Source organism: Desulfoluna sp., assembly GCF_030145185.1.
In the GTDB taxonomy this organism is placed as follows: domain Bacteria; phylum Desulfobacterota; class Desulfobacteria; order Desulfobacterales; family Desulfolunaceae; genus Desulfoluna.
In genome coordinates, this window is sequence record NZ_JAQYWB010000055.1 from 1 (window position 1) to 13,576 (window position 13,576).

Here is a 13,576-nt window from a genome sequence, read left to right on the forward strand (position 1 = left end):
GCCGCACTCCGGTGCGGCATGGGTAACGACGAACTAAAAAGCCGCACCGGGGTGCGGCGCTCCGTTTCGGTTCGTCTTTCTCGGTTTTTTAAAGGTCCCGGCCCAAACGATGACCAAGGCCGAAAAAAGGCATCTGGAGGCACGCTTTTATTGCTTTTCCCTTTGTGCGTAAAGCGCACCCTATCCTCTATTCCTTAAGAGCTTGGGTTTCGGAGCTATGATCGGCGGCGGTTTATCAGCCAATGATGGGCACGCTTCGCGCTTTGCCCATCCTACGGGTCCAACGGTATCCGAAGGTCAAGGGTTATGCTGCAGGACTTCACACACGAGGCAAAAATTCGCTTTCGAGGTGGCTCACCTCGCCGCCGGAGGCTGGCTTTTATTGTCTTTTCCGGCATGGTTCAATAATAAGCATTTCAGGGTAACTCTGGCCGGGGCAAGCCCCGGCAAAAAAAGCCGCGACGGAGCACGGCGCGCCCAGGAGGGTCCCGTGGTGCCTTCACTCCACCTTCAAAATTGGAGCCCTGTTTTGAACCAGGCCTCTTTTCCCTTTGTGCGTAAAGCGCACCCTTCCCTCTATTTCTTAAGAGCCAGGGTTTCGGGGCTATGATTGGCGGCGGTTTATCAATCAATGATGGGCACGCTTCGCGCTTTGCCCATCCTACGGGTCAACGGTATCCGCAGGTCAAGGGTTATGCTGCAGGACTTCACACACGAGGCAAAAGACCAGCTTTCGAGGTAGCTCACCTCGCCGCCGGAGTTATTCCGGTGAGAGTCAACGGTTGCGTTGGACACTGCCCACCGACCATTCATGCACTTGCGACGCACTGTGCGTTTCTTTGCACATCACGCGAATGCGGACGCATTTCAGCCCGGAGTAACGACACCCGATGCGCATTCGCAAATCTGCTTTCGAGGTGGCTCACCTCGCCGCCGGAGGCAGGCTTTTATTGTCTTTTGTGCGTAAAACGCATCCTGTTCACTATTCACTAACCCCCATTCACTATTTGCTATTTGCTAAACCGCCCCTTTTCCAAAAACCTCAAGGTCTCTTCCATGGCGGTTTTGTTTTTCATGATGAAGGGGTGGGTGGCGGGAAGGGTTCGGAAGTCGGTCATGCCGGTTACACGGGCTTTATCCACGGCCACTTTACCGTCGTCGGGGCCGGGGATCAGAACGGAGAGGATAAGATTGATGGAACGGGTGCCTATGAGGACGCCCAAGGAGAAGGTCACAGGGCCGAGCTGGGCGGGGATCTGATCGGGGCCGGTGCCGAGTTGATTCCCGGCGGGGCCGTTGATGGCCTGAAAGAGAGAGAGATTGCCCAACTTGTCCACAACCTCACTTCCCTGGTTTGGGGGGCTGAGCATGACGGCGCGGTATGGAGCGTCAATGAGGGCGTGTTCCACCATGTACCGGAGAAGAATCCCGCCCATGGAGTGGGTGACAAAAGCGAGGGAGCCTCCGGTGGATTTGTAAAAGGCGTTGACCTTGGGGGCCACGTGGTCGCGGCAGAGGATCTCCACAGGATACTCGGTGGAGGGATAATCGATATTGAGGGTTTGGTACCCAGCGGATTGAAGGGCTTTTTCCATTTTTTTCATGGAGGAGGCCGAGCGCGCAAGGCCGTGGATAAGGACCACGCCTCTGGGGTGGTCCGGGGCTGTTGCCTTTGTTTCCTTCAAGCCAGCGGAGACGGTTGAAGAAAAGAACAACACAGCCAACAAAACGGGAATACCAAATTTCATTGTAAAATCTCCGAGTTGCCTCCGGCGTCCCTGCCGGGGGCTAAACTTTCGATCCGCCTTCGCCCAAGGGCTACGGCGCGACAAGAAAGTTTGATGAACAGATTTAAAAAACGATATCGACTGATTGATCTTTACCGGCACCCCATGCGCATCAGCTTTAAAGGCACTGCAGGGGAATGGCCACCACCCGCCGAAGGCAGAAAAATTCAGGCCGACATCTTTCGGGGTTTGCAACACCGTATGTGTCAACCGCCACCCTTGGAGGCCGTCGCACCCCGTAATCAACTTTCGAGGTGGCACACCTTGCCGCCGGAGTTATTTCGGTTAAAGTCAACGGCTGAATTGGCTTCCGCCCATCTACAGCTCATGCACGTGCGACGCACTGTGAGTTTCCTTGCACTTCAAGCGAATGCGGACGCATTTCAGCCCGGAATGACGACTCCCGATGCGCATTCGCAAACCCGCTTTCAAGGTGGCGCCACCTTGCCGCCGGAGGCACGCATTTAATCTTTCCCCTGCGGTCATCCCAGCGGTGCACACCGTGCCAGCACCGTCTCTTCTACCACGCAAGCGCGGTCCGGTGAGGCGTTGTCCACAAGCACCTGAACGGCGCTGCCCCTTTTTTTCCCGTGCCAGCTCTCATCAACCACCACCACGGAGGTGCCTTTGACCGCCCTGCCCTCGTCGGTGATACCGGTGAATGCCACCTGGATGCGGGTGGCGGTAAAGGGCACGCAGTGGGCCGATGAAAGGAAGTCGACCGTACCGTCAATGAGGGTGCCCCGAAGGTAGAGCCGCCGTCTGGCGACGGCTCCTAACCAGGCATAGATCAAAAACGGGAGGCCCATCATGAAAAACATTCCGGCGATCACGGCAATGGCCCATGAGGGGAAACGCACTGGAGGAAAATCGGGGAGGATGGAGTCGGCGTCCCCCACAAGGGCTGTGACGGTCTGGCCGGGTTTGAGGTCGTAGCCCGCTTCGGCCAGGGTCTGAACGGTATCGGTGATGGGGATATTTCCCCACTGGTAACGATAGGTAATGCGCACCGGGTTTCGGTTCTGAATGGTGATGCGTGTCACGGGGTTCACGTCCACCACCGTGGCAGTGAACGGGGCTCCTGCGGCCAAAAGGGATTCAAAATCAGGTCCCTTGCCGTCCATGGAGGTGATGAGCCAGCTGAGCAGGATCAGGACGCCTGCGGGAAGGACCGCCAGCATGAGGCCCACGGAGATGGCCCGAGGACGATCCAGCAAAAATCGGATAAAAAGACTGGCAGGCACGCGCCGGTAAACCGTATCGTTCATCGTGTTCCCCTTAAAAAATAATAAAAAAAGCGTGCTTGGTTCTTGGTTCTTCGTTCTTCGTTCGGGGAGTCGCTGCGCTCCATTAAATAAAAAAAAGCGTGCCTCCGGCGGCCCTGCCGGGGGCCAAACTTTTGATCCGCCTTCGCCCAAGGGCTACGGCGCGACAAGAAAGTTTGATAAACAGGTATAAAAATACGACCCTGGCACATCTTACGTGGCCGCAACATGTTCAACACACGTATCACAGCTGTCTTGAAAGGCAAAAGATGTTCTTTGTTTCTTAGACGGGGGATGTCGCTTCATTAAATAAAAAAAGCGTGCTTTGTGCTTGGTTCTTTGTGCTTCGTTCGAGGAGTCGCTACGCTCCATCAAATAAAAAAAAGCGTGCTTCGTGCTTGGTTCTTTGTGCTTCGTTCGAGGAGTCGCTGTGGTTCATTAATTTTAAAAAGCCGGGGCGCAGGGGGGGACTCACAGGTTGCGGGGATTTTAAGCATGGAGGCAGAGCCTCCGGGGAGCATTACCAGGCGGAGCCTGGGAACGAGGGGAAAAGGTTCTTCGTGCTTCGTTCGAGGAGTCGCTGCGCTTCATTAAAAAAAGCGTGCTTCGTGCTTGGTTCTTTGTGCTTCGTTCGAGGAGTCGCTGCGCTTCATCAATTTTAAAAAGCCGTGGTGCAAGGGGGAAATTCAGAGGTTGCGGGGGTTTAAGATTGGAGGCGGAGCCTCCGGGGGGTATTACCAGGCGGAGCCTGGGAACGAGGGGAAAAGGTTCTTCGTGCTTGGTTCTTAGTTCTTCGTTCGAGGAGTCGCTGCGCCCCATTAAATAAAAAAAGCGTGCTTAGTGCTTGGTGCTTGGTTCTTCGTTCGAGGAGTCGCTGCGCTCCATTAAATAAAAAAAGCGTGCTTCGTGCTTGGTTCTTGGTGCTTCGTTCGGGGAGTCGCTACGCTCCATCAATGATAAAAAAAACCATGATGATTGTTTCGGCCACCATCTTTTCACTTTTCACTTTTCACTTTTCACTATTCACTATTCACCACTCACTATTCACTATTCACTATTCACCACTCACTATTCACCACTCACTATTCACCACTCACTATTCACTATTCACCACTCACTATTCACTATTCACCACTCACTATTCACTATTCACCACTCACTATTCACTATTCACAAAAAAGGCCCGCAAAGCGGGCCTTTTTACTTACGCCGTATACAAGTTGTTAGACGAAAAAACCGGGTCGGTGGTGAGGTAAACACCCAGGCGGCGGAGGCCAGCTTCATCGCCGGGGGTGGGCATGTGGGTCATGTGCATCTCACAGCCTTTGAACTCTTTGAGCCCTTCCATGGCCAGCTGTACCGCGTGGTTGCTGGTGGCGCTGATGGCCAGGGTGATCAGGGTCTCCTGGAGATCCAGGGAGAGGTTCTTTTCACCGAGGACTTCGGTTTTCAGGTTGTTCACCGAATCCACCGTGGACTGAGGCAGGAGCTGAATTTTACCGGGAATCTCGGCCAGGTATTTCAGGGCCCGGCAGATAGCGCTTGCCGCAGCATGCATCCGGGGCGAGTTGGAGCCGGTGATGATGGTGCCGTCCTTGAGCTTGATGGCGGCACCGCAGTGGAGCCCTTCATTGCCGAGGCGGGGGTCGGATTTCGCCTCTTCTGCGATTTTCCGGGCAGGTCCCACCACCGGGCGGTCCTCTTCGGTGAGATCAAACTCCTTCATCAGGAGCTCTGCGCGCTGGACGGTATCCTTATCCACCATGCCGAGGACGTATTCACAGCGATAACGCAGGTAGCGACGGATCAGCTCCTGCATGGAGGCCTTTTTGGCCCCTTCGTCGTCCACGATGGCAAAGCCCACACGGTTCACGCCCATGTCGGTGGGAGAACGATAGAACGTCTCGTCACCCGAAATCTTCTGAAGAATCCGCTTCAGCACGGGGAAGACGTCGACGTCACGGTTGTAGTTTACCGATTTTTTGTCATACGCTTCTAAATGGTAGGGGTCGATCATGTTGACGTCTGCCAGGTCCGCCGTGGCGGCTTCATAAGCAATGTTCACGGGGTGTTTCAAGGGCAGGTTCCAGACGGGGAAGGTCTCGAACTTGGCGTACCCGGCCTGAATGCCGTGTTTATGATCATGATAGAGCTGGGAGAGACAGGTGGCCATCTTGCCGCTGCCTGGACCGGGCCCGGTGACGATAACCAGGGGTTTTTCGGTCTTTACGTAATCATTAACCCCGTAGCCCTCTTCACTGACGATGGTGTCCACATCCGTGGGGTAACCCTTGGTGAAATAGTGGGTGTAGACGTTAACACCGCGTCGCTCCAGCTTGGTTTTAAAGAGCACCGCCGCGGGCTGGTTTTCAAAACGGGTGATGATGACGCCACGAACCTCGATGCCCCATTCAGACAGGTCGTCGATAATCTTGAGGATATCTGTTTCATAAGTGATACCGAAGTCGGCACGGACTTTTTTCCGTTCGATGTCCCCGGCATAAATGCAGATCAGTACCTCCGCCTGGTCTTTCAACTTCTGCAGGAGGCGGACCTTAATGTTGGGGTCATAGCCGGGAAGCACACGGGCGGCATGATAGTCAAACATCAGCTTTCCGCCAAACTCCAGGTAGAGTTTGTTGTCAAATTGCTCAATACGCATCCGGATCTCACCGGCCTGCTCGCGCAGGTACTTCTCATTATCAAAAATCTGATTTGTACTCATAAACAAAACCTCAAGGGATCGGGTCAAAAGCCATCATGAAAACGCAGGAAACCCTGCGGCACAGAAAAACACACCGCAACGTCAGCTTAAATCATTCAAACAGCTCTTTCAGGGGTATGAAATGGTGGTTCCGAAAAATGCAGGGTTCCGGCTCAGCCGAACACGGCACTTTATAGTGGCCACGCCGTCGCAGATACACGATCAGGACAGAGCAGCCGTTTCATCGACTTCGTACAACGACATCTAAACTCAGCCCGGGATCGGGTTAAGGGATGGTGAACAGGTCATCGGGTGACACAATCTTTCGGAATTACCATAGGTGAAGAGAACTGCAAAGAAGATTCTTTTGTTCAAGTCCCGGCCGATCAGGCCAAATCCATGGAGAAAGCCCAATGACAAAGTATTGCGCATTTCGGGTGCAGAAATATAGAAATCATCCGCCCCCCTGCCCGCCCCTCCCGCGTCCCGTGGATCGACCGGCAGACCAACCGGACATTGACCCCTTTTCCCCCTGTGTGCTAACGTACGGGTATTCTGGTTCATCCTCGCATCCGCAAACACACCCCACCTCTCACGCAAAGGATACCCCATGAAAACTCGCATGACAGAACTTTTCGGCTGCAGGTACCCCATTCAATGCGGAGGCATGCTCTGGATCGCCAAACCCTCCCTGGCAGCGGCTATCAGCAACGCGGGTGCCCTGGGCAACCTCACCTCCGGGAACTACAACAGCGCCGATGAATTGCGAGCGGCCATTGATGAGACACGGCAACTGACTTCGGCCCCCTTTATCGTCAACATCACCACCATGCCCTCCATTCGCCTGCCTGTTGAGCTGCTTCAGGCTTTTTTCCGGGTCTGCTGTGAAAAAAAAGTGTGCGCCATGGAGATCGCCGGGGCCCCGGTGGACCGTTTTCTGGGGCCTGAATTTCTTCCCATGGCCCATGAGGCCGGCGTGAAGGTACTGCACAAGGTGGGCACGGTGAAACATGCGGTCCACGCCCAGAAGGTGGGCTACGATGCCGTGACCATCGCCGGATTTGAAGAAGGGGGCTTTCCCCACAAAGACAATGTCTCCACCCTGGTTCTCGTGCCGAGGGTGGTCTCCGAGGTGGATCTTCCTGTACTGGCCGCAGGCGGGATGGCCAACGGTCGCAGCCTGGCCGCCGCCCTCTCCCTGGGTGCCGATGGCATCATGATGGCCACTCGCTTTCTTGCCACCCGGGAGAGCGAGGTCCACCCCAACATCCACAAGGTGCTTATGGAGAAACAAGAATACGACACCTCCCTGAACCTGCAGTCGCTCTTAAGCGGTTTCGGCCTTCAGGTCCGCGCCCTGTCCAATGCCATCATGAAAAAAGTGGAGGAGGTGGAAAAGGCCGGAGGAGACCTCACGGATCTTTTGCCCCTCATCTCCGGCGAACGTGCCAGGGCCGTCTGGAAAGAGGGCAACGCCGAGGAGGCCATGCTCACCATCGGACAATCCGTGGGGCTGATCGATGATATCCCCAGCGTGTCCGAACTTATCGAACGCATGATCATGGAGGCCAGGGAAACGATCCACAAGACCCATGGACTCCTGAACACAGACGATGAGCCCTGGAAACAAAAAAGCACCGCCTGATGCCTTGACGACAGAGGCCATCCGGTTTAAGACTTGGGCAAAATCAAAACATGACTCACACTCGGTACCCCATGAAACGTTATCTCACAGCAACAGCGATCATCCTTTTATTATTCACATCCTGCAGCGTGGGGTCGGCCATCCGCAGTGGGGCAAAAACCGTCTACAAAACCGCCGTAGACGAACGAAGTATCAAGCACATTTTAAATGATAAAAAACTCACCGCCCTTATGCTGGAAAAAATTCTGGCCGATGATGTCACCATGGTGCTCGATGTCTCGGCCAAGTGCTATTACGGCTTCCCCTTTATTGTGGGGCAATGTGAAACCCTGGCCGAAGCCGATCGGCTTGTGGCCATCGCCCGGGAGGTCACCGGCAAGCCTCCGGTCCCCTATATCCTTAAAAAAGGGGACGAGACCGCCTGCAACATCGCCGATAACCTGCGCATTACCACGGAACTCAACGCCCGACTGCTGGCCGATAAAGCGGTCTTCTCCACCAACATCTTCGTCAAATCCGTGCAGTGCCACGCCGTGCTGTTGGGGGTGGTCAGCTCCAAAGAGGCGATGCAGGCCGCCGAATATCATGCAGCCCAGATCCCCGGCGTCAAAAAGGTACGCTCCTTTCTCGTGGCCACGGGCACAGGCCGCTCCTGGGAAGCAGTCATGGACTCCATCGCCGGGATGACCATGGAAGACGAAGACGACCTGATCAAAGACGAGCAGCCCGACGCCCCGGAAGCCCCCATCCCTCCCCCAGACACAACGCCCAAACCCGTAGCGGACCCCATCACAGAGTAAGGCCTCAAAGCGATTCGTTTTCAAGGTGTTTTTGCCTCAGAGGCTTCACCACCCTTGCCGACGGAGTCTTGTTTGGAGCTGAACAGTTACGATTTTCGTTCCTTATCGGCCCCCGCTGCGTTTCAGGGCAACCTGGTGATGATGTTTTGCGCTCTCAATCATAAAATGAAGCCTGTTTAAAATATTCACTTCACTGGCCCCCGCGTCAAAATCAAGGAAGAGAAGGCTTATCTCGGGATAAAGCTTCTTGACCTTCCACTCGATCCCTTTGGCGATCACATGGTTTGCAATGCAGCCGAAGGGCTGAAGGCAGACCACATTCCAGATCCCCTCCCGGGCATATTCGGCGATCTCTGCCGGAATCAGCCACCCCTCTCCAAACTGACTGGCAAGGTTCACAATATTGGAGGCCAGCTGGGCTTTCTGATGGATCCCGGCACGGGGCTCGTAACAGGAGAATCCGGTGAGCACCTGTTCAAACGAATGAATCCGTTTCATGGCGGTGCGCTCCATGAACATCTGCTTGATCATGAAGGCCCCGCCATGTTCTAAGTGACTGCGCCGATTGACCTTTACATTGACAAAATACTGCATCACAAAATCGAGCAGGGAAGGCACACTCACCTCCACCCCCTGGGAAATCATCCAGTCCACGACCCCCATCTGGCAGAACCGGTTGTATTCCAGAAAAATCTCACCGACCACCCCGATCCGCGGCAGGGGGGAAGGATCCCCGATGGCTGCGTTAAAGTCCACCACCGCCTCTTTTAAGAGTGAAAGAAGCCCCTGGGTATCGCCTTTTTCCGAGAAGGCACGTGCAACATCCAGGTAATGATCCCGCAGGGCCAGAGCCTGGCCGGGTTGCCTCTCTCGCACGACGGTCTTATAGAAAAGCCGCGAGACGGCATCGGCAAACAAAAGGCTGCTCAACGCCGGACCGATGATGCGGCGCACCTGAAATTCGAATCCCGGCTGATCGTTTGTCGCGCCATTGCCATAGGCGGCCGCAATCACGGGGACCTCTGCGTACCCGGCACTCACCAGCGCCCTTTTAATCAGGCTGATATAGCTGGTGGCCCGGCACTGGCCCCCGGTCTGGGACATCCCGACCACCGTGTTTCGGGGATCATACAGACCGGTTTTAAACGCCTTGATGAAATCACCGATAATGACCGTGGCCGGATAACAGATTTCATTGTTGGCATACGTCAGGCCGTATTCCACGGACTGGGAATCGGAGGGAGGAAGCACCTGCAGGTCGTAGCCCAAGAGTTTAAAAATAGGCGGGAAAAACGGGGAATAGCAATCGGCAAAATAAGGCGCAATAATCGGCTTGATTCGATCTTCCCGGCGATAGGGTGGCGTCTGTTTAATGGGTTTTACCCGCGCCGGTTCAGCAGGAGCCCTTCCGTTCAGGGTTTCAACCAGGGAACGAAGACGCAGGCGGGAGGATCCGGTGCTCGATATTTCATCAATTTTAATCAGGGTAAATATTTTATCCGAAGCCGCCAGGATGTCATGAATTTCATCCATGATAAAGGCATCCGGCCCGCACCCGAAAGAGTTCAGCATCACAAACTGAATATGCGGATCTGGCTGGTCCGCGACCCACTGAGCCGCCTTCAGCAACCGATTGGGAAAGGTCCACTGGGAGACCGCGGATAACTCCGTCAGACTTTTTAAGCAGAGACGCGCCGGAAGATCCACCGGGATCACATCCACGCCCAGATCGGCGAGGATCTCCGAGGTCTGGTGCTCAATCAAAGGATCCGCATGATAAGGACGCCCCGCCAGCACGACCACCGTGCGCCCTTGCTCCGCGGCGGCGTCAAGCAACGCCTCCCCTTCCTGACACAGCTGATCACAAAACCTCTTCTGGGAGTCCTGGGCCTGCTGGAAGGCCTCGCGCATCCGGCCATGGGAAACCCCAAGTGTTTTCAGATAACTGAAACAAGCTCTCTTCAACAGCACCGGATCTCGAAAAGAGAGCGTCGGCGCATCAAAGGGGATCTCCTCTTCCGCCCCGGTCTCCACCGCGCCCTTCAACACATCGGCATACCCGGCCACGATGGGACAGTTGTAACTGTTCACCGCATCAGGCTGATCGTTGGATTCATGGATGGCGAAGGGATAAAAAATTCGATCCACGCCCCGGCCCAGGAGATCGGCCACATGGCCGTGGGCAAGCTTGGCCGGAAAACAGATGTTGTCCGCCATGATGGTGCCGAGCCCCTTTTCATAAATCTCAGGGGTAGACGGATCGGAGAGCACCACCTTAAACCCGCATTCGGTGAACAGCGTGTGCCAGAAAGGAAAGGTCTCGAACATGCCGAGTATGCGGGGAATACCGATACACAGACTCGCTGCAGGGGCGGACGGCTCCAGGCTGCGATCAAAGAGGTGCCGGTTCCTGGCCGAGAACAGATTCGTGCCCCGGACCCTCTCCCTGCCGCGATTGCTGAAGACCCGTTCACATTTATTTCCCACATGAAACATCCGACCCCGATCAAACGAGAATCGGGTCACCGTGCACTGGTTGGTGCACCCCCGACAGGTAATCTGTCGCGTGGTATAATGACGGCAGGCATCAAGCGCTGCCAGATCCACAGCCCGAACCGCCGCCGGCTCGCTTTCAAAGCCCTCCCGGGCCAGGAGTGCGGCTCCAAAGGCCCCCATCATCTCCGGCCAGCGTGAGGCGGCGACCTGACGCCCGGTAAGGACCTCTAAGGCACGCATGACCGCGGGGTTCCGAAAGGTTCCCCCCTGGACCACGATATGGTCTCCCAGCTCGGAGGGGTCGCGAAGTTTCAACACTTTATAGAGGGTGTTTTTAATGACGGCTATCGCCAGGCCCGCCGCAATGTCACCGATCTCGGCGTTCTCCCGCTGAGCCTGTTTGATTCTTGAGTTCATAAACACCGTGCATCGGGTCCCCAGGTCACACGGGGCCGCAGCATGACAGGCGAGATCGGCGAAGGCCTCGGCCGATAGGCCCAGCGAATGGGCAAATCCTTCGATAAAAGAGCCGCATCCCGAAGAGCAGGCCTCATTGATTTCAATCCGACTGATCCCACGATCCCGAATAAAAATCGCCTTCATATCCTGCCCGCCGATGTCGAGGACAAAGGAGACCTCGGGGTCGTATTGGGCAGCGGAACGCCAATGGGCCAGAGTCTCCACCACCCCAAGGTCGATATCCAGAACGGATCGGATTAAATCCTCCCCATAGCCGGTCACCGCTCCTGCAGCAATGAGGGGGTGCGCCTCAGTTCCAATTTTATCGCGAAAACAAAAGAGCGCCTCCAGGACGGTGTCCACCGGGTTGCCCCGGTTGGGACGGTAATCGTGAAAGACCACCCGGTTCCGATTATCCATCACCATGACCTTGGTGGTGGTGGAACCGGAATCGATCCCCAAAAACAGTGGGGACTCCGCCTGAGCCAGGTCCACCCGAGGAATATCCAGGGTGGCGCGCTCTTCCTGCCACTGGGTAAATGCCGCCGCGTCTTTGAAGAGGGCTGGCAGACGATGCCCCGCAGACGATATCGTGGCGGCGCAGCTTCCGATCCGATCCTGCCAGGTGGAGAGCCGGACTCCGGTCCCCTCGGAAACAGGATTCAACGCGGCCCCCCAGGCCGGAAAAAACTCACTGTTGGCCGGAAGAAGGGTCTCGGTGTCGGAGAGATTAAGGCAGTGGCGAAACCGATCCCGCAGCGAAGAGAAAAAGGTCAACGGTCCCCCGCAGAAAAGGATCGTCGACTTGATTTTAATCCCCCTTGCCAGGGTATTGAGGTTCTGCACCGCCACGGCATGGAGAATAGAGGCACAAATATCAGAAATAGCAATCTTTCGGCTCACCAGATTCTGCACATCGGTCTTGGCAAAGACCCCGCACCGGGACGCAATGGGATGAATCACGGTGGATGCCGCCGCCTGACCATTTAAGTCACCGACGGAGAGATCCAAGAGGGAGGCCATCTGATCGATAAATGCGCCCGTCCCTCCGGCACAGCTCCCGTTCATGCGAATGTCCGGCGGCCTCTCCGGGCTGAAAAAAATCATCTTGCTGTCTTCGCCGCCAATGTCTATCAGGGTTTGAACCTGAGGAAAATAACGCTGCACCACCTCACCGGCCGCGACCACCTCCTGAATGAACGGCATGCCCGTGCGTTCGGCAATGCCCATACCGGCCGATCCGGTGACAGCCAGCTGCACCAGGCGGTCTCCAAGAAATTCCCGGGCCGCCGTCAACATATCAGCGAGGGTATTGACAATATCCGCCCCATGGCGGCAATAACGGGAAAACAACGTCTTGCCACCCTCCTCCAGAACGATCAACTTCGCCGTTGTGGAACCAACATCCAAACCGGCACGCAAAGCATCCGGTTCCATCCCATTTTTTTTCATGGGTCCTTACCTCACATCAAAAATCATCTGTAACCCCGACCGGGGCTCAGCATCGTCATTTCGCATCGTTAATGGAGCACATCAGTGTATCGACGATAATAGCCCTTCGTTCCCTGATAAAATGAGAAAACGCATCTTTTTCTCCATTGATGAGGAACGCTTTCACCATGGGTCTTGCGATAAAAGGAAACACACACAGACTGATCAGGTTAAGAATAAAATGAGACGCCTCAAGTGAAGGATTCATCAATCTGAGCTCCCCTTCCACCTGTTCCCGGACCCGCTTTGAAAAAAGGCCCTCCCCGGCGAACAATTCAATCATCTTCTCTGGGTCTCTGTTCAGCTCATTCATCATAAAATTCGGCAGGTAAGGGTTCGCCAGAAACAAATCCAGGTATTTATCCACAAATTGGCCGAGCCGCGCCTCAAAGGTAATCTCCTGCTCCATAATCTTGGTCACCCGAGGGAGAAACCGATCAAACTGATCGTAAAAAACCGCTTCAAACAGTTTTTGTTTGCTTCTGAAATAGTAATGAAGAGAGGTTCGACTGATCTTCGCTGAATCTGCGATATCCTGCATTTTTGTGCCGTCCATCCCCTTCTGAACAAAGAGGAGCTTGGCCGCATCGAGAATGCGCTGTTCCGTATTTACAAGGGGTTCTTGAAATTCCTGGGATTCTATCATCATAACACCTATGTCTGACTTATATGTTTGACAGCTCTGTCAAACAGAATAGTCCATGGGTGGACGATGTCAAGAATAAAATGCCATTGATTTTAGAGGGAACACAGAGGGTTACGTTTCACAGCACCGCATCGTGCCACCGGGATGATTCCGGTTTATATCACCCCATGAATGGACACGTAAGGACCCTGGCCAGGTAAAAACGGCGATGGGGGATGGGCTAAAGGCTAAAGGCTAAAGGCTAAAGGCTGAGGGCTGAGGGCTGAGGGCTGAGGGCTGAGGG

At 55.0% G+C, this 13,576-nt stretch carries 8 protein-coding genes; 3 read left to right on the forward strand and 5 right to left on the reverse strand.

The window, feature by feature from the left end:
* Positions 1 to 1,010 precede the first annotated feature (1,010 nt).
* Positions 1,011 to 1,748 carry an alpha/beta hydrolase gene (locus Q1Q75_RS16455; RefSeq protein WP_300672830.1) on the reverse strand — a complete coding sequence of 246 codons (738 nt, stop codon included), beginning with the start codon at positions 1,746 to 1,748 and terminating at the stop codon, positions 1,011 to 1,013.
* Positions 1,749 to 1,841: 93 nt separating this feature from the next.
* On the opposite strand from Q1Q75_RS16455, the gene Q1Q75_RS16460 reads away from it, so the two are divergent.
* A complete protein-coding gene (locus Q1Q75_RS16460; RefSeq protein WP_300672832.1) occupies positions 1,842 to 2,255 on the forward strand; it encodes a hypothetical protein in 414 nt (137 codons plus the stop codon).
* Positions 2,256 to 2,269: 14 nt separating this feature from the next.
* Here the strand turns inward: Q1Q75_RS16460 and Q1Q75_RS16465 are convergent, their stop codons facing one another.
* Together Q1Q75_RS16465 and Q1Q75_RS16470 are read right to left on the reverse strand one after the other, a co-directional pair.
* Entirely contained in the window at positions 2,270 to 3,055 is a 786-nt protein-coding gene (locus Q1Q75_RS16465; protein WP_300672834.1) for a DUF3592 domain-containing protein, read from the reverse strand.
* Positions 3,056 to 4,256: 1,201 nt separating this feature from the next.
* The gene (locus tag Q1Q75_RS16470; protein WP_300672836.1) at positions 4,257 to 5,777 is read right to left on the reverse strand and encodes a DUF1846 domain-containing protein; all 1,521 of its coding nucleotides are present in this window, start codon (positions 5,775 to 5,777) and stop codon (positions 4,257 to 4,259) included.
* Positions 5,778 to 6,366: 589 nt separating this feature from the next.
* Between Q1Q75_RS16470 and Q1Q75_RS16475 the strand changes: the two genes are divergently transcribed.
* Together Q1Q75_RS16475 and Q1Q75_RS16480 are read left to right on the forward strand one after the other, a co-directional pair.
* Positions 6,367 to 7,401, forward strand: a complete 1,035-nt coding sequence (locus Q1Q75_RS16475; protein ID WP_300672838.1) for a nitronate monooxygenase — start codon at positions 6,367 to 6,369, stop codon at positions 7,399 to 7,401.
* A 71-nt stretch (positions 7,402 to 7,472) separates the two neighbouring features.
* On the forward strand, positions 7,473 to 8,201 hold the full coding sequence (locus tag Q1Q75_RS16480; protein WP_300672840.1) for a BON domain-containing protein: 729 nt from the start codon (positions 7,473 to 7,475) through the stop codon (positions 8,199 to 8,201).
* A gap of 102 nt (positions 8,202 to 8,303) precedes the next feature.
* On the opposite strand, the gene Q1Q75_RS16485 is transcribed toward Q1Q75_RS16480, so the two are convergent.
* Together Q1Q75_RS16485 and Q1Q75_RS16490 are read right to left on the reverse strand one after the other, a co-directional pair.
* Positions 8,304 to 12,608 (reverse strand): acyl-CoA dehydratase activase-related protein, encoded by a 4,305-nt coding sequence (locus Q1Q75_RS16485; RefSeq protein WP_300672842.1) that lies wholly within the window; start codon positions 12,606 to 12,608, stop codon positions 8,304 to 8,306.
* A gap of 55 nt (positions 12,609 to 12,663) precedes the next feature.
* Positions 12,664 to 13,293, reverse strand: coding sequence for a TetR family transcriptional regulator (locus tag Q1Q75_RS16490; RefSeq protein ID WP_300672844.1), 630 nt, complete (start codon positions 13,291 to 13,293; stop codon positions 12,664 to 12,666).
* Positions 13,294 to 13,576 lie beyond the last annotated feature (283 nt).